Source organism: Streptomyces sp. NPDC001530, from assembly GCF_042894545.1.
In the GTDB taxonomy this organism is placed as follows: Bacteria; Actinomycetota; Actinomycetes; order Streptomycetales; family Streptomycetaceae; genus Streptomyces.
This window is the reverse complement of the sequence record NZ_JBIAVS010000019.1, coordinates 24,476-43,540: the sequence shown is the minus strand read 5'-3', so window position 1 is coordinate 43,540 and position 19,065 is coordinate 24,476. Positions and strand designations below refer to the sequence as shown.

General features: G+C 69.2%; 16 protein-coding genes. 5 read left to right on the top strand and 11 right to left on the bottom strand.

The features are described 5' to 3' along the window. Nucleotides 1-126: 126 nt before the first annotated feature. The gene (locus tag ACFY0T_RS34395) at nucleotides 127-528 is read left to right on the top strand and encodes a hypothetical protein (protein WP_388879603.1); all 402 of its coding nucleotides are present in this window, start codon (nucleotides 127-129) and stop codon (nucleotides 526-528) included. A 116-nt stretch (nucleotides 529-644) separates the two neighbouring features. Here ACFY0T_RS34395 and ACFY0T_RS34390 read toward each other — a convergent pair whose 3' ends face one another. The 4 genes from ACFY0T_RS34390 to coxB all read right to left on the bottom strand — a co-directional run bounded on the left by ACFY0T_RS34390 (nucleotide 645) and on the right by coxB (nucleotide 5,128). Beyond that, nucleotides 645-1,904, bottom strand: coding sequence for an Ig-like domain-containing protein (locus ACFY0T_RS34390; RefSeq protein ID WP_388879600.1), 1,260 nt, complete (start codon nucleotides 1,902-1,904; stop codon nucleotides 645-647). Between the two features lie 130 nt (nucleotides 1,905-2,034). Further along, a complete protein-coding gene (locus tag ACFY0T_RS34385) occupies nucleotides 2,035-2,433 on the bottom strand; it encodes a cytochrome c oxidase subunit 4 (protein WP_388879597.1) in 399 nt (132 codons plus the stop codon). Beyond that, a complete protein-coding gene (ctaD, locus tag ACFY0T_RS34380; protein ID WP_388879594.1) occupies nucleotides 2,430-4,166 on the bottom strand; it encodes a cytochrome c oxidase subunit I in 1,737 nt (578 codons plus the stop codon). Before ctaD ends, ACFY0T_RS34385 begins: the two co-directional genes overlap by 4 nt. Further along, nucleotides 4,163-5,128 carry a cytochrome c oxidase subunit II gene (gene coxB / locus ACFY0T_RS34375; RefSeq protein WP_388879591.1) on the bottom strand — a complete coding sequence of 322 codons (966 nt, stop codon included), beginning with the start codon at nucleotides 5,126-5,128 and terminating at the stop codon, nucleotides 4,163-4,165. The genes ctaD and coxB overlap by 4 nt, the downstream gene beginning before the upstream one ends. A gap of 326 nt (nucleotides 5,129-5,454) precedes the next feature. On the opposite strand from coxB, the gene ACFY0T_RS34370 reads away from it, so the two are divergent. After that, nucleotides 5,455-6,837 (top strand): cysteine desulfurase/sulfurtransferase TusA family protein, encoded by a 1,383-nt coding sequence (locus ACFY0T_RS34370; RefSeq protein WP_388879588.1) that lies wholly within the window; start codon nucleotides 5,455-5,457, stop codon nucleotides 6,835-6,837. An 8-nt stretch (nucleotides 6,838-6,845) separates the two neighbouring features. Here the strand turns inward: ACFY0T_RS34370 and ACFY0T_RS34365 are convergent, their stop codons facing one another. After that, the gene (locus ACFY0T_RS34365) at nucleotides 6,846-7,820 is read right to left on the bottom strand and encodes a carbohydrate kinase family protein (RefSeq protein WP_388879585.1); all 975 of its coding nucleotides are present in this window, start codon (nucleotides 7,818-7,820) and stop codon (nucleotides 6,846-6,848) included. 134 nt (nucleotides 7,821-7,954) lie between these two features. On the opposite strand from ACFY0T_RS34365, the gene ACFY0T_RS34360 reads away from it, so the two are divergent. Both ACFY0T_RS34360 and ACFY0T_RS34355 read left to right on the top strand, forming a co-directional pair. After that, nucleotides 7,955-8,176 (top strand): hypothetical protein, encoded by a 222-nt coding sequence (locus ACFY0T_RS34360; protein WP_388879582.1) that lies wholly within the window; start codon nucleotides 7,955-7,957, stop codon nucleotides 8,174-8,176. A gap of 187 nt (nucleotides 8,177-8,363) precedes the next feature. Then, nucleotides 8,364-9,959, top strand: a complete 1,596-nt coding sequence (locus ACFY0T_RS34355) for a hypothetical protein (protein WP_388879579.1) — start codon at nucleotides 8,364-8,366, stop codon at nucleotides 9,957-9,959. A 132-nt stretch (nucleotides 9,960-10,091) separates the two neighbouring features. On the opposite strand, the gene ACFY0T_RS34350 is transcribed toward ACFY0T_RS34355, so the two are convergent. Next, complete coding sequence (locus ACFY0T_RS34350; RefSeq protein ID WP_028805207.1) at nucleotides 10,092-10,448, bottom strand: iron-sulfur cluster assembly accessory protein; 357 nt, start codon at nucleotides 10,446-10,448, stop codon at nucleotides 10,092-10,094. Between the two features lie 349 nt (nucleotides 10,449-10,797). On the opposite strand from ACFY0T_RS34350, the gene nadA reads away from it, so the two are divergent. Further along, a complete protein-coding gene (gene nadA, locus ACFY0T_RS34345; RefSeq protein WP_388879575.1) occupies nucleotides 10,798-11,982 on the top strand; it encodes a quinolinate synthase NadA in 1,185 nt (394 codons plus the stop codon). 284 nt (nucleotides 11,983-12,266) lie between these two features. On the opposite strand, the gene ACFY0T_RS34340 is transcribed toward nadA, so the two are convergent. The 5 genes from ACFY0T_RS34340 to ACFY0T_RS34320 all read right to left on the bottom strand — a co-directional run bounded on the left by ACFY0T_RS34340 (nucleotide 12,267) and on the right by ACFY0T_RS34320 (nucleotide 18,820). After that, nucleotides 12,267-15,395, bottom strand: a complete 3,129-nt coding sequence (locus ACFY0T_RS34340) for an efflux RND transporter permease subunit (RefSeq protein WP_388879572.1) — start codon at nucleotides 15,393-15,395, stop codon at nucleotides 12,267-12,269. 202 nt (nucleotides 15,396-15,597) lie between these two features. Continuing rightward, nucleotides 15,598-16,281, bottom strand: coding sequence for a response regulator (locus tag ACFY0T_RS34335; RefSeq protein WP_388879569.1), 684 nt, complete (start codon nucleotides 16,279-16,281; stop codon nucleotides 15,598-15,600). Further along, nucleotides 16,278-17,498, bottom strand: a complete 1,221-nt coding sequence (locus ACFY0T_RS34330; RefSeq protein WP_388879566.1) for a sensor histidine kinase — start codon at nucleotides 17,496-17,498, stop codon at nucleotides 16,278-16,280. Before ACFY0T_RS34330 ends, ACFY0T_RS34335 begins: the two co-directional genes overlap by 4 nt. 200 nt (nucleotides 17,499-17,698) lie before the next feature. Continuing rightward, complete coding sequence (locus ACFY0T_RS34325; protein ID WP_388879562.1) at nucleotides 17,699-17,977, bottom strand: hypothetical protein; 279 nt, start codon at nucleotides 17,975-17,977, stop codon at nucleotides 17,699-17,701. Nucleotides 17,978-18,031: 54 nt separating this feature from the next. Next, entirely contained in the window at nucleotides 18,032-18,820 is a 789-nt protein-coding gene (locus ACFY0T_RS34320) for a PspA/IM30 family protein (protein WP_388880062.1), read from the bottom strand. Nucleotides 18,821-19,065: the final 245 nt, after the last annotated feature.

The window sequence follows — 19,065 nt, the reverse complement described above, 5'->3', positions numbered from 1 at the left end:
GCCCGTATGGCCCATCGAAGCCCTGTCCGAACCGGTGTTGACGAGGTGTTCAAGGGAGTAGCATCCGCGCCATCGGTACCAGTGGTTCCCGACCAATGCTGTGCGTCTTAGATGCGTGGAGGAACAATGCAGCCGACCGCCACGGTGCTCGTCTACAGCGACGACTCCAACACCCGCGAACAGGTGCGGCTCGCTACCGGGCGCCGGCCCGCTCCGGACGTTCCCTCCGTCGAGTTCGTGGAGTGCGCGACGCCCGGCGCCGTGATCAAGGAGCTGGACAAGGGCGGGATCGACGTCTGTGTGCTGGACGGTGAGGCCGTGCCCATGGGCGGCATGGGGGTGTGCCGTCAGATCAAGGACGAGGTCTTCAACTGTCCGCCCGTGCTGGTGCTGATCGGGCGGCCCCAGGATGCCTGGCTGGCTACCTGGAGCCGTGCGGACGCCGCCGTGACGCTGCCGGTGGATCCGGTGGAGTTCGCCTCTGCGCTGGCCTCTCTGCTGCGTCGTAAGGCTCTTACGGGCGCCTGAGAGCTCGGGTCCCCTTGTGGTTCGGCGGCCGCGGGTTGATTGTGGCTTGTCGCGCCCGTGCGGCGGAGCCGTACATGGCACGGCCCCGCGCCCCTTACGGGGCGCACAGCCCAAGCTCACACTGACTCGGGGCGCAGTCTGGCCCTGTCCTGCGGAGTCGGGCCCTCGGGAACCCCGGCCACCAGGGCGCTGCCCTCGCGCCATTTCTTCCAGTCGAGGTTCCAGTCGCCGAAGCCGTTGGTGAACGGCGCCATCATGGCGCCGTTGGAGTTCTGGACCTTCACGATGTCGCCCTGGCGCACATTGTTGAAGAACCACTGGGCGTTGGCGGTGCTCATCCCGGTGCACCCGTGGCTGACGTTGGCGTACCCCTGGTCGCCCACGGACCAGGGCGCCGCGTGCACGTACTCGCCGCTCCAGGTGACGCGGGTCGCGTAGTACACGGGCAGGTCGTACGAGTCCGCGGAGCCCTCGGCGATGCCTACGGTGGTACCGCGCATCCGTACGAAGTACTCCTTGCCGAGGACGACCTTGACGCCGTTGCGGGTCTCGAAGCCGGGTTTGCCGGTGGTGACGGGGATCTGCTTGATGGCCTCGTCGTCGCGGTAGACCGTCATGGAGTGCGCGGAGGCGTCCGTGACGGCGATGAGGCGGTCGCCCGTGGTGATTTTGAGGGACTTGGCGTTGCCGCCCCAGAGACGGTCGGCGATTTTTATGCCCGTGAGGTTGCTGTGCGCCTGGACGGTGGCGTTCGTGGGCCAGTACTCCTTGGGGCGGTAGTGCAGCGTCTTGTCGTCCACCCAGTGCCAGGCGCCCTCCACGGCGGGCTCCGAGTCGACCTTGAGGGCGCGCTCGACGACCGCGCGGGCGGCCTTGTCCTTGACGGGGACGCTGAGTGCGGCGGTGACGGGCTGACCGACGCCGTACTTGCCCGCCTCGGGCCCGAACTTCACGTCCAGCTGCTTCTTCGTCTTGGGTGTGATGGTGTCGAAGTCGATGACCTTGCGGCCGGGGGCGCCGTCCTCGTCCTCGGTGCTCACCCACACCGTGTAGTGGGCCCCCGCGGCCAGCGGTGAGGTGCTGTGCCAGCGGCTGCCGTCGGCGGCGAGTTCGCCCGCGACGTAGCGACCTGAGGCGTCCGTGGCCGTGACGTCGGTGATGCGTCCGTCGTCGCCCGTGGCGGTGATTTCCAGAGGCTTGTCGGGGTCGACCTTCCGGCTGTCGCCGCTGCCGTTGAAGGAGATCTGCCCCGCCGCGTCGTACGGCTTCGCCGAGAGCGGGTGGCCGTCGGAACTGCAGGCGGTGACGGCCGCGCCGAGGGCGACCACCAGCGTGGTGCAGCTGACGACCGTGCGGATGCGCGGTGAGTGGTTCATGGCTTCACGCTATGAACGACCGTCAACTACGGCGCGGCGAGTGAGCCGTGTGAGGGACACGATGTAGAGCAAACGAGGGAGCCCGGACCCTCCTGACGGAGTGTCCGGGCTCCCGGGCGTTCAGCGCGTGTTACTGCGTGCGGTTCTCACCGCGGTAGTACTCGAAGACCCAGCCCCACAGACCGATCATGATGATCGGGGCCGAGAAGTAGAGCAGCCACCACCCGAAGACGATGCCCAGGAAGGCGAGCGCGCCACCGACGCCGAGCGCGAGCGGCTGCCAGCTGTGCGGGCTGAAGAAGCCCACCTCGCCGGCCTCGTCCGCGACGTCCGCGTCCTTGTTGTCCTGCGCCAGCGCGTCGATCCGCCGGGCCGTGAAGGCCAGGTAGTAGCCGATCATCATGCTCAGGCCGAAGGCCAGGAAGAGCGCCGTGGTGCCGGCCGGCTCCTTCGACCACACGCCATAGACGATCGCCATGACGAGGATGAAGACGGCCAGCCAGATGAACATCTTGCCTTGGACCTTCACTTGCCGGCCTCCTTGCCACCAGACAGAGCCGACGTACCGTGACCGGCGCTCTCGAGCTGCTCGAGCGCGGCGATCTCCGGGTGGTGCAGGTCGAACGCCGGGGATTCACTGCGGATCCGCGGCAGGGTGAGGAAGTTGTGCCGCGGCGGCGGGCACGAGGTGGCCCACTCCAGCGAACGGCCGTAGCCCCACGGGTCGTCGACGCCGACCGGCTTGCCGTACTTGGCCGTCTTCCACACGTTGTAGAGGAACGGCAGGATCGACAGGCCGAGCAGGAACGAGCTGATCGTCGAGATCGTGTTCAGTGCGGTGAAGCCGTCGGCCGCGAGGTAGTCCGCGTACCGGCGCGGCATACCCTCCGCGCCCAGCCAGTGCTGGACGAGGAACGTGCCGTGGAAGCCCACGAACAGCGTCCAGAAGGTGATCTTGCCGAGGCGCTCGTCGAGCATCTTGCCCGTCATCTTCGGCCACCAGAAGTGGAAGCCGGAGAACATCGCGAACACCACGGTGCCGAAGACCACGTAGTGGAAGTGCGCCACCACGAAGTACGAGTCCGAGACGTGGAAGTCCATCGGCGGGGAGGCCAGGATGACGCCCGTCAGACCACCGAAGGTGAAGGTGATCAGGAAGCCGGTGGCCCAGAGCATCGGGGTCTCGAAACTCAGGGACCCCTTCCACATCGTTCCGATCCAGTTGAAGAACTTCACGCCCGTTGGCACGGCGATCAGGAACGTCATGAAGGAGAAGAACGGCAGCAATACGCCGCCGGTGACGTACATGTGGTGGGCCCACACGGTCACGGACAGACCGGCGATGGAGATGGTGGCGGCGATGAGGCCCATGTAGCCGAACATCGGCTTGCGCGAGAACACTGGGATGACTTCGGAAATGATGCCGAAGAATGGCAGCGCGATGATGTACACCTCTGGATGACCGAAGAACCAGAAGAGGTGTTGCCAGAGCAGGGCTCCGCCGTTGGCCGCGTCGAAGATGTGGGCGCCGAACTTGCGGTCCGCCTCCAGGGCGAACAGCGCGGCCGCGAGGACCGGGAAGGCCAGCAGGACCAGCACACCGGTCAGCAGCACGTTCCACACGAAGATCGGCATGCGGAACATCGTCATGCCGGGGGCACGCATGCAGATGATCGTGGTGATGAAGTTGACCGAGCCGAGGATCGTGCCGAAGCCGGAGAAGGCCAGACCCATGATCCACATGTCGGCGCCGATGCCCGGCGAGCGGACCGCGTCCGACAGCGGGCTGTAGGCGAACCAGCCGAAGTCGGCCGCGCCCTGCGGGGTGAGGAAGCCGCCGACCGCGATGAGCGAGCCGAACAGGTAGAGCCAGTAGGCGAACATGTTCAGCCGCGGGAACGCCACGTCGGGCGCGCCGATCTGCAGCGGCATGATCCAGTTCGCGAAACCGGCGAACAGCGGGGTGGCGAACATCAGCAGCATGATCGTGCCGTGCATCGTGAACGCCTGGTTGAACTGCTCGTTCGACATGATCTGCAGACCCGGCCGGGCGAGTTCGGCGCGCATGAGCAGCGCCATGACGCCACCGATCACGAAGAACGCGAACGACGTGACCAGATACAGCGTGCCGATCGTCTTGTGGTCAGTGGTGGTGAGCCACTTGATCACGACGTTGCCGGGCTGCTTGCGCCGTACCGGCAGCTCGTTCTCGTACGAGTCTTCGGCTGCGGCGGCACCCTGGGGTTCGTTGAGGATGCTCACAGGTTGTTCGTCTCCCGGTTCTTCTCGTGGCCCGTCTGCTCAATACCGGCCGGGACGTAACCGGTCTGACCCTTCGCCGCGAGCTCCTTGAGGTGGGCCTCGTAGCGCTCGGGGGAGACGACCTTCACGTTGAAGAGCATCCGGGAGTGGTCGACGCCGCAGAGTTCGGCGCACTTGCCCAGGAAGGTGCCCTCCTTGTTGGGGGTCACCTGGAAGGCGTTGGTGTGGCCCGGGATGACGTCCTGCTTCATCAGGAACGGCACCACCCAGAAGGAGTGGATGACGTCACGCGAAGTGAGAACGAAGCGGACCGTCTTGCCCTTGGGAAGCCACAGGGTCGGGCCGGGGTTGCCCGTCTGCGGGTTCCGCGTGCCGGGCGTGCCGACGTCGTAGACACCGCCGGCGTTCGCCGGGAAGTCTTCCTTGAACCGGTCCGGAATGGCGGCCAGGTTCGGGTCGATCTTGGCGTTCCCGGTGGAACCGGGGACGTCCGCGATGTAGTTGAAGCCCCAGCTCCACTGGAAGCCGACCACGTTGACCGTGACGTCGGGCTTCGGGGAGAGACTGAGGAGCTTCGACTCGTCGCGGGCGGTGAAGTAGAACAGCACCGAGACGATGATGAGCGGGACCACCGTGTACAGCGCCTCGATGGGCATGTTGTACCGGGTCTGCGGAGGAACCTCGACCTTGGTGCGGCTGCGCCGGTGGAACATGGCCGCCCACAGGATCAGGCCCCACACCAGCACGCCGACGGCGAGCGCGGCCGCCCAGGACCCCTGCCACAGCGAGAGGATCCGCGGAGCCTCTTCCGTGACCGGGGTGGGCATACCAAGGCGGGGGAAGTCTTCCCAGTTGTACGAGCAACCGGTGGCTGTCGCCAGGACCAGGCCCGCAGTCATTGCCTGCAGCAGCTTCCGCCGCATCGGGCGCCGCGGCGAGCGGTCGGAGCCGTTGGGACTCACGTAGCGCCTTCCCGAGAGTCTCGCCCGCGCTACTGGCTGCGGCCTTCTCGCTGGTCGGTCGCCGCCCTGCGTCGGGCAGGGGTTTGGATGTTTATGCGGACCAAACCCTACTGGACGCTATTTGGGGTCGCGCGGGGAGGGTGCCCAACGCGCCGCGAGGCACCCCGAAGGGGTGGAATGCCCGGCTCCGAGTGCCTTCTGACGGGGGTTTGGGGCGCTTGGTGGCCCGGTCGGCCACGTCCGTCGGCGACTGCGGGTCGTCCGTGGCCGATCGCGCCGTTCCCCCCGCGCCCCCCTTCCCTGGCCGGAGGATTTAGCGTTGCTGTGTGGCCTACTTCGATGCTGCTTCCGCTGCTCCCCTCCACCCCGTCGCCCGGCAGGCCCTGCAGGCCTCGCTCGACGAGGGGTGGGCCGATCCTGCCCGGCTCTACCGGGAGGGAAGGCGGGCCCGGCTGCTGCTCGACGCGGCGCGGGAGGCGGCGGCCGAGGCGGTGGGCTGCCGCCCGGACGAGCTGGTCTTCACCGCGTCCGGTACGCGGGCGGTGCACGCCGGGATCGAGGGTGCCCTGGCCGGCCGCCGCCGCGTCGGACGCCACCTGATCGTGTCAGCGGTCGAACACTCGTCGGTGCTCCATTCGGCAGACGTCCATGAGGCGGCGGGCGGGCCGGTGACACAGATCCCGGTCGACCGCGCGGGCCGGGTGTCCCCTTCCGCGTACGCGGACGCCCTGCGCCCCGACACCGCGCTCGCCTGTCTGCAGTCCGCCAACCACGAGGTGGGTACGGAGCAGCCGGTGGCCGCGGTGGCCGAGGCGTGCCGGGCGGCCGGGGTGCCGCTGCTGGTGGACGCGGCGCAGTCGCTGGGCTGGGGGCGGGTGGAGGGCGACTGGTCCCTGCTCACGGCAAGTGCCCATAAGTGGGGTGGCCCTTCGGGGGTCGGTCTCCTCGTCGTACGCAAAGGGGTGCGGTTCGCTCCCCAAGGGGCCGTGGACGAGCGGGAGTCGGGGCGGGCGGCCGGGTTCGAGAACATCCCCGCGATCGTGGCGGCGGCGGCCTCGCTGCGCGCCGTACGCGCGGAGTCGGCCGCGGAGGCCGAACGGCTGCGGGAGCTGACGGAGCGGATCCGCGGTCGCGTCCCCGAACTCGTCCCGGACGTGGAGGTGGTCGGCGACGCGGAGCACCGGCTGCCGGGGATCGTCACCTTCTCCTGTCTCTATGTCGACGGAGAGACACTCCTGCACGAACTGGACCGCGCCGGCTTCTCGGTCTCCTCGGGATCGTCGTGCACGAGCAGCACGCTGACGCCCAGCCATGTCCTGAAGGCGATGGGCGTCCTGAGCGAGGGCAACATCCGCGTGTCACTGCCGCCGAGCACGCCGGAAGAAGACGTCGACCGCTTCCTTTCGGTGCTCCCGGGCACGGTCTCCGCGGTCCGCGAGAAGCTGGGGGCTCCGGCGGCGCCGACGAAGGCGCCTGCGGCCGCCGACACCCTGGTCGTGGATTCCCTGGGCAAGCGCTGCCCCATCCCGGTGATCGAGCTGGCGAAGGTCATCGGGGACGTGCCGGTGGGCGGCACGGTCCGCGTCCTCTCCGACGACGAGGCGGCCCGGCTGGACATCCCGGCGTGGTGCGAGATGCGCGGGCAGGAGTACGTGGGTGAGGAGCCGGCGGACCGGGGCTCGGCCTATGTGGTCCGCCGGCTCTCGTAGGTACGTCGTTACGCGAGGTGGGCCTGGACCTCGGCGGCGGCGTCATGGCCGTACGCCTTGGTGAAGCGGTCCATGAAGTGGGCGCGGCGCAGCTGGTACTCCTGGGTGCCGACCGTCTCGATGACCAGCGTGGCGAGCATGCAGCCGACCTGGGCGGCGCGCTCGAGGGAGACGCCCCAGGCGAGGCCGGAGAGGAAGCCCGCGCGGAACGCGTCGCCGACGCCCGTGGGGTCGGCCTTGCGCTCCTCCTCCGGGCAGCCGACCTCGATCGGGTCCTCGCCGGCCCGTTCGATGCGCACACCCTGCGCACCGAGGGTCGTCACGCGGTGGCCGACCTTGGCGAGGATCTCCTCGTCCGTCCAGCCGGTCTTGGACTCGATGAGCCCCTTCTCGTACTCGTTCGAGAAGAGGTAGGTCGCCCCGTCCAGCAGTATCCGGATCTCGTCGCCGTTCATCCGGGCGATCTGCTGGGAGAAGTCGGCCGCGAAGGGGATCTGGCGGGAGCGGCACTCCTCGGTGTGGCGCAGCATCGCCTCGGGGTCGTCCGCCCCGATCAGGACGAGGTCGAGGCCGTCGACCCGGTCCGCGACGGCCTTGAGCTCGATGAGGCGGGCCTCGCTCATCGCGCCCGTGTAGAACGAGCCGATCTGGTTGTGGTCGGCGTCGGTGGTGCACACGAAGCGCGCGGTGTGCAGCACCTCGGAGATGCGGACCGAGCCGGTGTCGACGCCATGGCGGTCCAGCCAGGCGCGGTATTCGTCGAAGTCGGAGCCCGCCGCCCCGACCAGGATCGGCCGGGTGCCGAGCTGGCCCATGCCGAAGGCGATGTTCGCGCCGACCCCGCCCCGGCGTACGTCGAGGTTGTCGACCAGGAAGGAGAGGGAGACCGTGTGCAGCTGATCCGCGACGAGCTGGTCGGCGAAACGGCCGGGGAAGGTCATGAGGTGGTCGGTGGCGATGGAGCCGGTGACTGCGATACGCACGGCTAGGACACGCTCCTGCGAGGGGAGGGGATTGACAGTTCACGCTACCCGGTCCGCACGGGCTCACTGAAGCGGGCAAAACTACCCGATAGTAGATCTTTCTTCGTGACGGCACCGGTGCATACGGTTCCGGTATGACGAACCTCAAGGTCCACGGCTCCGCACCGCTCGGCCTCGTGAGCGACCTCGAAGGCGATCTGGCGTCGCTGCGCGGCGACTGCGCCCGGATGGCCCGGCACTGGTCGGCACCCGCGCCGGTCACTCCCCTCCCGGTGTCTCCCTCGCTCATCCACGGGGTGACCGTGCCGCCGACCTCCGCACGGCTGCTGGACGCGATGTCCGACTACGGCGACTGATCAGGCCCTGAGCCGAACGGGCGACGCCGAACGGGGGAATTCGGAGAGCGCCCGCAGGGAACCGTGCGCTCCCCCGCTGCGTCCCATCGCTGTCCCCCGTATTGGGGATGCGGTATACGACCCTTCAGTGCCCTTTTTTGGCAGGGCCGGGTCATCTGGGACAGCAGTGAGCCGAAGGAGCGATGCGGTGAGCACCGAGCGACCCGACAAGGACGCGACCGATCCCGTCGAGGGTCCCGCCGAGGGCGCCGAGCCGGCCAGGCCGCGCCGCCGGCATTCGCCGTTGGTCGTCGCCTCGGTCGCGGCCGCGGTCCTGCTGGTCGGGGGCGGCGGGGCGTACTTCGCGACGACGGCGTCCGGCGGTTCCGAGGACCACTCCTCCACGCCCGGTGGCAACGGCACTCCCCCGCCCCTCGCCCTCGACGGCTACTCCGAGGGCACCAGCGGTACGGGCAGGACGAACGGCATCGCGCCCGGCGAGCCCAACCCGTACGGCGCGACCTACCACGCGGACGGCAAGCTGCCCGGCGGCCCGGACTCGGCGCCCGTGTACTGGGCGAAGGGCGAGGTGACGAAGGACGAGGTGGCCCGCCTCGCGAAGGCCCTCGGCCTGAAGGGCACACCGCGGCTGGTCGGCGACGGCTGGACGGTCGGCTCCACGCACGACGGTTCGCAGCCGAACCTGCGGGTGAGCCTGAACGCGCCGGGGACCTGGACGTTCAGCTCGTATGTGCCGGGGACCGACAACTGCCCCAAGGGCAAGCGCTGTGTACCGGTCGGGTCGAGCGGCCTGGCCGGTCTGCGCCCGGCGGCGGTGAGCGAGGAGGAGGCCAAGAAGGCGGCCGCTCCGGTGCTGAAGGCGATCGGTCAGGACGACGCGAAGCTGGACGCGAGCCAGCTCATGAACGATGACCGGGTACGTGTGGTGAACGCCGACCCGGTGATCGGCGGGCTGCCGACGTACGGCTGGACGACCGGCCTCCAGGTCAACTCCGAGGGCGAAGTCTTCAGCGGCAGCGGCCAGTTGAAGGCACCGGTGAAGGGCGACACGTACCCCGTCATCAGTGCGCAGAAGACCCTCGACCTGATGAACGGCTCGGCGTCCGCGTCGGGCGGCGGGCGCAAGGGCATCGGCGGCTGCGCCAGTCCCGTACCACTGAAGGACCGGGACGAGATGCCGTGCGAGCACACGACGGTGACGCCGGCGCCTCAGGCGGTGACCGTCGAGAAGGCCACCTTCGGGCTGGCGACGCACTACGCGAACGGGCGGCAGACGCTGGTGCCGTCCTGGCTGTTCGACGTCCGCACGAACGGCGCCGACGACAGCTTCACGGTCACGCATCCGGCGGTCGATCCGCGGTACCTGACCTCGCCGAAGGCCTCCGGGGGGCCGACCGCGGAGCCGAGCCCGACCCCGTCGCCGACCGCGCCGGGCGACGAACCGACCGCGGCCCCGACCACCCGTGACGTCAAGGTGCAGGGCTACACCGTCGACGGGAAGGACCTGACGGTCAGCTTCACGGGCGGGGTGTGCGCCGACTACTCGGCCTCGGCGAGCGAGAGCTCCGACAAGGTGACCGTCACGGTCACCGAGAAGCCCTGGCCGGACAAGATCTGCATCCTGATCGCCAAGATCTACGAGAAGACGGTGCACCTGGACCAGCCGCTCGGTGACCGCAAGGTCGTGGGGTCGGACGGCAAGGAGATCCCGGAGGGGAAGGTGCCGGGCGTCTCGGTGCAGTCCCCGGGCGCTCGGAATCAGAATGCGACGCAGCCCCAGTAGCGGCGCGGCGGCTCCGGATACGCGAAGGCGGCGTCCCTGTCGGAGGGGGACGCCGCCTTCGTACGCGGTTATCGCGTTCTCAGCATGGAGTCAGCCGTGGGCTGCCGGCTTTGGCTGAGGGAGCTGCCGGTTTTAGCTGAAGGAGTCGCCGCAGGCGCAGGAGCCCGTCGCGTTCGGGTTGTCGATCGTGAAGCCCTGCTTCTCGATGGTGTCCACGAAGTCGATGGACGCGCCGCCCAGGTACGGGGCGCTCATGCGGTCGGTGACGACCTTGACGCCGCCGAAGTCCTTGACGACATCGCCGTCGAGGGAGCGCTCGTCGAAGAAGAGCTGGTAGCGCAGGCCGGAGCAGCCGCCGGGCTGAACGGCGACGCGCAGTGCCAGATCGTCGCGGCCTTCCTGGTCGAGCAGGGCCTTGACCTTGGCCGCGGCGGCGTCGGACAGGATGATGCCGTCGCTCACGGTGGTGGTCTCGTCCGATACGGACATCTGCTTCTCTCCCGGGTTGTACGGAGACTGCTTGCCGACGGTTGCAACCGGCGGGGCCGCGGATTCATTCCGGGCCGAGCGCGTGTCTTGTGCCTTCTCTCTTCATGCTCGCACATGCGCCCAGACACGAACACCGACCTGTGGACAACCCCACGGACAACCCGGCCGACACCTGTATGTCACCTGCCGTAGAGGCGACCGGGATTCACGTCACATCGACGCTATGGACATCGTCAACGTGACGTGAAGCGGTTATGATAGATAGCGTCAATTCGACGAAAAGGCATCGTTCCGCCGGGCCCGCTTCCTTACGAGCCCGGCGAGCCGCAGAACAGAAAGGGTGCGTGTCGTGACCACCGCCCAGACCCAGGAGCTCGACGTACAGCCGACGCCCCTCGCCCTGCTGCTGCTCGGCCGCGAGGCCGACCCGAGGAGCGAGCGGGGCGTCGAGTGTCCCGGCGACCTGCCCTCGCCCTCCGACCCGGACCTGGTGGAGCGCGCCCGCGCGGCCAAGGAGAAGCTCGGGGACAAGGTCTTCGTGCTCGGCCACCACTACCAGCGCGACGAGGTCATCCAGTTCGCGGACGTCACGGGCGACTCCTTCAAGCTGGCCCGGGACGCGGCAGCGCGCCCGGAGGCCGAGTACATCGTCTTCTGCGGTGTGCACTTCATGGCGGAGTCGGCCGACATCCTGACGAGCGACGACCAGAAGGTCGTGCTGCCGGACCTCGCCGCGGGCTGCTCGATGGCCGACATGGCCACCGCCGAGCAGGTCGCCGAGTGCTGGGACGTGCTGACCGAGGCCGGGATAGCCGAGCAGGTCGTACCGGTCTCGTACATGAACTCGTCCGCGGACATCAAGGCGTTCACGGGCAAGCACGGGGGCACGATCTGCACCTCCTCCAACGCCCAGCGGGCCCTTGAGTGGGCCTTCGAGCAGGGGTCGAAGGTACTCTTCCTGCCCGACCAGCACCTCGGCCGCAACACCGCGGTCCGCGACATGGGCATGTCCCTCGACGACTGCGTCGTCTACAACCCGCACAAGCCGAACGGCGGGCTGACGGCGGAGCAGCTGCGCGACGCGAAGATGATCCTGTGGCGGGGCCACTGCTCGGTCCACGGCCGCTTCTCGCTGGACTCCGTGAACGACGTCCGCGAGCGGATCCCCGGCGTGAACGTCCTCGTCCACCCCGAGTGCAAGCACGAGGTCGTCGCGGCGGCGGACTACGTGGGTTCCACGGAGTACATCATCAAGGCGCTGGAGGCCGCCCCCGCCGGCTCCAAGTGGGCGATCGGCACGGAGCTGAACCTCGTACGGCGGCTCGCGAACCGTTTCGCGCCCGAGGGCAAGGAGATCGTCTTCCTCGACAAGACGGTCTGCTTCTGCTCGACGATGAACCGCATCGACCTGCCGCACCTGGTGTGGGCCCTGGAGTCGCTCGCCGAGGGCAACCTCGTCAACCGCATCGAGGTGGACCGGGAGACCGAGCAGTTCGCCAAGCTGGCGCTGGAGCGGATGCTGGCGCTGCCGTAACGCTCGCGCTGTGCGTACGCCGATGGGGTGCCCCTCTTGCTGGGGAGCACCCCATCGCTTGTGTGGCGGCCGGCCCACCCGGCAGGGGCTTCCCGCCATGCGCGGGTGCGGGGTCTGCCGCTCCGCGGCGACTCGTTCCCACCCACCCGCCCACCATTGGGTCGAGGTCCGACGGAGGCCGGGTCCGCACGTCGTGCGGACCCGGCCTCCGTGCTGCTGGGGGCTGGGGGCACAGCCCCCAGACCTTATGCAGGGCGGCCGAGGCCCCGCACCCGAACGACTGGCTAGACGCCCGCGGGTTCCGGTTCGTCCGCAGCCGGCGTCGGCTGGGAGGGCGTTCCGGTCTTCTTCGCTCGCTTCGCCGCCCTCTTCTTCGCCCGGCGCTCCTTGCGGAGTTCGATCACCGTGTAGAGCGTCGGGACGAGCAGGAGGGTCAGCAGGGTCGATGTGATCAGGCCGCCGATGACGACGACGGCCAGGGGCTGGGCGATGAAGCCGCCTTCGCCGGTGACGCCGAGGGCCATCGGGAGGAGGGCGAAGATCGTCGCCAGGGCCGTCATGAGGATCGGGCGCAGACGGTGGCGGCCGCCCTCGATGACCGCCTCGACCGTGCCGTAGCCCTGTCGGCGGTACTGGTTGATCAGGTCGATCAGCACGATCGCGTTCGTCACCACGATGCCGATGAGCATCAGCATGCCGATCATCGCCGGTACGCCCATCGGGGTGCCGGTGGCGACCAGCAGGCCGATCGCACCGGTCGCCGCGAACGGGATCGACACCAGCAGGATCAGCGGCTGGACGAGGGAGCGGAAGGTCGCCACCAGCAGCATGAAGACGATCGCGATCGCCGCCAGCATCGCCAGGCCCAGGGACGCGAACGCCTCGTCCTGGTCCTGCGAGACGCCGCCGATCTCCGCCGTCGCACCCGCGGGGAGCTTCAGCGCCTTCAGCTTCGAGGTGAGGTCGGCGCTGACCGCACCGGTGTTGTCGCCGGTCGGCTTCGCCGTGATCGTGGCGGCCCGCTGACCGTCGATCCGGGTCATCGAGACCGGACCGTCGACCAGCTTCACCTTCGCGATGTCAGCGAGCTTCACCGCGCCCAGCCGGAGGTTCCTCAGCTCGTCCAGCGTGCCGGCCGGCTTCGCCGACCTGATGACGACGTCCCGCTCGGTGTCGTCCAGGATCGCCTTGCCGCTGGTCGTGCCGCGGACCGCCTCGGCGACGGCCGCACCGAGCGTCGTGTCGTTGAAACCGGCCGCCGCGGCCTTGGAGTTGGCCCTGACCGAGATGCGCGGCACGCTCTGCGCCAGGTCGCTCGTCACGTCCGTGACGTGGTCGAGCTTCGCGACCTCGTCGCGCACCTGGTCGGCCGCCTTGCGCAGCACGTCAGCGTCGGCCGCCTTCACGACGACGCTGAGGTCCTGGTTGCCGAACCCGTCACCGGCAGCGACCGTGGTCGTGCCGATGCCGGAGAGTTCGCCGAGCCCCTCCTCGATGCGGTCCTGGACATCCTCGTACGACGCCGAGTCCTCCAGCATGACCTGGTACGAGGCCTGGTTGCTGTCCGTGCCGCCGCCGAAGGCGGCCATGAAGCCGGAGGAGCCGACCGTGACCTGGTAGTCCTTGACGCCCTTGACGCCGTCCAGCAGCTTCTCGACCTTCCTCGCCTGTGCGTCGGTCGCCGCCAGGCTGGTGCCCGGCTTCAACTCCTGCTTGACGGTGAGGACTTCCTGGTCGCCCTGGTCGAAGAAGTTCGTCTTCAGCATGGTCGCGAGGCCGCCCGTGCCGACGAGGATCACGACCGCGATCAGCACACTGGTCAGACGGCGACGGGTCGCGAAGCGCAGGACGGGGACGTAGAAGCGCTGGAGCCTGCTCCTCGCCTCCTTCTCCTCCGCCTTGCGGCGCGCCTCCTGCGCGTCCGCCGGGGTGCCCTTCGGGGCGCGCAGGAACCAGTACGACAGGACGGGGACGACCGTCAGCGAGACGAGCAGGGAGGCGAGCAGCGCCGCCGTGACCGTCAGGCTGAAGGAGCCGAACAGCTCGCCCACCATGCCACCGGCCAGGCCGATCGGCAGGAAGACGGCGACCGTGGTGAGGGTCGACGAGGTAACCGCGCCGGCGACCTCGCGGACCGCCTTGAGGATGGCCTCCTCGCGCTCCTCGCCGTATCCGAGGTGCCGCTTGATGTTCTCCAGGACGACGATCGAGTCGTCGACGACGCGGCCGATGGCGATCGTGAGCGCGCCGAGCGTGAGCATGTTGAGCGACAGGTCCCGGGTCCACAGCACGATCAGGGCGAGGACCACCGACAGCGGGATGGACACCGCCGTGACGAGCGTCGAGCGGATCGACGCCAGGAAGACCAGGATGACGAGGACCGCGAAGAGCAGGCCCAGCGCGCCTTCCGTGGTCAGGCCGTGGATGGACTTCGAGACCGCCGGGCCCTGGTCGCTGACGACCGTGATCGTCGCCCCGGCCCCCAGGTCCCCCCGCATGTCCGCCAGCTTGTCCTTGACCGCGTCCGAGATGGCGACCGCGCTGCCGTCGTGGTCCATGGTGACGTTCACGGCGAGGCTCGGGCGGCCGTCGGTACGCGTGATGGAGTCGGCCGTGGCCTGCTGCTGCTTGACGGTGGCGATGTCACCGAGGCGCACCGGCTTCTTGCCGCTCTGGCCGGTGACCATCAGGTCCTGGATCTGCTGCAGCGAGGTGAAGCCGCCGCCGACCTGGACGGTGCGGTTGCTGCCGTCCTCGTCGAAGGAGCCGGCGGGGACGGTCGCGCCGCCCGCCTGCAGGGCCTGGCCGAGGGCGGCGGAGGTGAGGCCCGCCTTCGCCAGCTTCTTGTCGTCGGGCGTGACGGTGACCTGCAGGTCCCGTACGCCGTCGACCGTGACCTGGCCGACGCCGTCGATGTCCTTCAGGTCGGGCACGACGGTCCGGTCGAGCTGGTCGGAGAGGGCCTGCTGGTCCGCGTCCGAGGTGACGGCGAGGACGACGGTCGGCATGTCGTCCGTGGAGCCGGCGATGACCTGCGGGTCGATGTCGTCCGGGAGCTGGACACGGGCCCGGTTGACGGCCTGCTGGACGTCGGCGACGAGCTGCTCGGTGTCGTTGCCGTAGTCGAAGGACGCCATGATCACGGCGTTGCCCTCGCCGGCCGTGGACGTGACACCGGTGATGCCGTCGACGGCTTCGAGGGTGTCCTCGATGGGCTCGACGACCTGCTTCTCCACCACGTCGGGAGACGCACCCTGGTACGGCGCGAGCACGGAGACCATGGGCAGTTCGATGGTGGGCAGCAGTTGCTGCTTGAGCTGGGGGATCGCGATCGCTCCGAAGGCGAGCGCGACGATCGACATCAGCCCTATGAGGGCCCGTTGCGCGAGGCTGAATCGGGACAGCCAGGACATGGGTGGCGGGTCTCTCTTCCGTGGCGGGTGTGGCATGTCTGCCAGAAGTGACAGGCATGGCCAGAGGTGCAGAAGTTACGGGAGCACGCACATGTGAGCGCCCTGTGTCACACCCTGAGCCATCCACGGGAGCCGATCCGTCGCCCCCAGGTCCATTTCCTTATACGGCTCCTACTCCAGGCGCAGTACGCCCGGGTGGAGCTCAGTCCACCCTTGGACGTACCAGCCCGGACTCGTACGCGATGACGACCAGCTGGGCCCGGTCGCGCGCGCCGAGCTTCGCCATGGCCCGGTTGACGTGCGTCTTCACCGTCAGCGGGCTGACTTCGAGGCGCTCGGCGATCTCGTCGTTGGAGTGCCCGCCGGCGACCTGGACGAGCACTTCGCGCTCGCGCCCGGTGAGCGCGTCGAGCCGCTCGGCGCGGGCGGGATCCCGCTCGTCGTCCGAACCGTCGCCCTGCGCGAGGAACTTGGCGATGAGCCCTTTGGTGGCCGCCGGGGACAACAGCGCTTCGCCACCCGCGGCGATCCGAATGGCGTTCAGCAGCTCCTCGGGCTCGGCCCCCTTGCCGAGGAACCCGGACGCGCCGGCCCGCAGCGACTGCACCACGTACTCGTCGACCTCGAACGTCGTCAGCATCACGACCCGTACATGCGCGAGCCCCGGGTCGGCGGTGATCAGCCGGGTGGCGGCGAGCCCGTCGGTCCCCGGCATCCGGATGTCCATGAGGACGACATCGGCGCGCTCGTCCCTGGTCAGCCTGACCGCCTCCGCGCCATCGGACGCCTCGCCGACGACCTCCATGTCGGGCTCGGAGTCGACGAGCACGCGAAAGGCGCTGCGCAGCAATGCCTGGTCGTCGGCGAGCAGGACACGGATGGTCATACGGGGTCCCCCATGGCAGGCGTGCGGTTCTTGACCGGAAGGATCGCATGGACCCGGAAGCCGCCTCCGTACCGGGGACCGGCCGTGCAGGTGCCGCCGAGCGCGGTGACCCGCTCGCGCATGCCCAGCAGCCCGTGCCCGCCGCCCTCCTCCGGCCCGCCGTCCTGCCCGGGCCCGTTGTCGAGCACCGTGACTTCCACATTGGGTCCCACGCGTACGACGCTGACCTCGGCCTTCGCCTCCGGGCCCGCGTGCTTCTGCACATTGGTGAGGGCTTCCTGGATGACGCGGTACGCGGCGAGGTCGACGGCGGCGGGAAGGGTGGTGCCGTGGTCGCAGCGGGCGACTTCGACGGGGAGGCCGGCGTTGCGGAAGGTGTCGGCGAGCTCGTCGAGCCGGGCGAGGCCGGGGGCGGGTTCGGTGGGCGCTTCGGGATCTCCGGACTGCCTCAACAGCCCGACCGTGGCGCGGAGTTCATTGAGGGCGGACCGACTGGCCTCGCGGACGTGGGCGAGGGCTTCCTTCGCTTGGTCGGGCCGCTTGTCCATGACGTGGGCGGCGACCCCCGCCTGGACGTTCACCAGGGCGATGTGATGGGCGACGACGTCGTGCAGATCGCGGGCGATCCGCAGCCGCTCCTCGGCGACGCGGCGGCGGGCCTCTTCCTCGCGGGTGCGTTCGGCGCGTTCGGCACGCTCCTTGATCGCGTGCACGAAGGCGCGCCGACTGCGTACGGCGTCGCCCGCTGCGGCGGCCATGCCGGTCCAGGCGAAGATGCCGAGGTTCTCCTGGGCGTACCAGGGCATCGGGCCGGCGAGCATCCCTACCGCGGTCAGGACCGTCATCGTGACCAGTCCGACGCGCCAGGTCGTGGGGCGGTCGGTGGCCGACGCGACGGTGTAGAGGGCGACGACGGCGGACATCGCCACCGGGGCTCTGGGGTCGCCGGTGGCCAGCTCCACCAGGGAGACGGCGCCGGTGGCCGCGAGGACCGTCATGGGGGCGCGGCGGCGGAAGACCAGGGCCGCGGCGCCGAGCACCATCAGGGTGAGGCTGAAAGCATTCGGGGTGCGGGCGCCCCATGTCGCGCCGTTCTCGCCGTGCGGGTCTACGAAGGAGCCGGCGACCATGCTGGCGAGGACGCCTGCGGCCAGGGCGGCGTCCAGGGCGAGGGGGTGGGCGCGCAGCCAGTCCCTCGTGCGCTCTAGGGTGCTCACTCCGTTTACGGTACGGGGGCCCTGCCGGGCTTGGAACGGTGCTACGGGGTAGCGCCGGGAGGGTTTGTTCGCCCCCTCCGCCCCTACCCGTCCCGTACCTGGGGGGCTCCGCCCCCCAGACCCCCCTGGGTCTTTTGGGCGCGGACCGGTGGGGGCTTGTCGCGCAGTTCCCCGCGCCCCTGCAGGGGCGCGGAGGGGGCTCAGCCGGGGATCAGGCCGTCGTCGCTCAGCATTTCCCGGACCTCGGCGAGGGTCGCGTCCGGGGAGGGGAGGATCAGTTCCGAGGGTTCGAGCGCGTCGTCGGGGAGCGGAGCGCCGAGGCGGCGGACCGACTCCAGGAGGGCGCCGAGGGTGCGGCGGAAGCCGGACTCGTCGCCGTTCTCCATCTCCGCCAGCAGCTCGTCGTCCAGCTTGTTCAGTTCGGTGAGGTGGCTGTCGTCCAGCCTCACCTGCCCCTCCCCCATGATCCGTACGATCATGTCGCCCTCCTCAGGCGTGGGCCCCGATCAGTCGGTCACTGCTTGTCGAGCCGGTCACTGCTTGTCGAAGCGCGGAGTGTCCTGCGTCTGAGACTGGGACTGGCCCGTGCCGCCCTCGATCGCCTGCTGCGACGAGGACCCGCCGGCCAGCTCCGCCTTCATACGCTGCAGCTCCAGCTCTACATCCGTACCACCGGACAGCCGGTCCAGCTCGGCCTGGATGTCGTCCTTGGCCATACCGGACTGGTCGTCGAGGGCCCCGGAGGCGAGCAGCTCGTCGATCGCGCCGGCGCGCGCCTGGAGCTGGGCGGTCTTGTCCTCGGCACGCTGGATGGCCATGCCGACGTCGCCCATCTCCTCGGAGATGCCGGAGAACGCCTCGCCGATCCGGGTCTGCGCCTGGGCCGCCGTGTACGTGGCCTTGATGGTCTCCTTCTTCGTGCGGAAGGCGTCCACCTTGGCCTGGAGGCGCTGGGCCGCGAGGGTGAGCTTCTCCTCCTCACCCTGCAGGGTCTGGTGCTGGGTCTCCAGGTCCGTCACCTGCTGCTGGAGGGCGGCACGCCGGGACAGCGCCTCGCGGGCCAGGTCCTCGCGGCCGAGCGCGAGTGCCTTGCGGCCCTGGTCCTCCAGCTTGGTGGACTGGCTCTGGAGCTGGTTGAGCTGCAGTTCGAGGCGCTTGCGGCTGGTCGCCACATCCGCGACGCCGCGGCGCACCTTCTGCAGCAGCTCCAGCTGCTTCTGGTACGAGTAATCGAGGGTTTCGCGCGGGTCCTCGGCCCGGTCAAGGGCCTTGTTCGCCTTCGCGCGGAAGATCATCCCCATACGCTTCATGACACCGCTCATGGGCTTCGCGCGCCCCCTTCTGACGGACTCCAGCTCCAGGTACTGCAACAGATCCCACGGTACGGGGTCTGCATCCATTACCGCACTGTTCGGGGACGGATGCGCTCATCCCCAAGGACGACTGCGTACGGCACCGCTCCGGCGTAGGGAGTAGGTGGACCTCGGGGATCCCCCGGCCCCACCGCCCGGCAGAGCCGCGCGCAACGTCCCCTCTGTCCCACTACAGACGTACGGTGTTGCCGGAT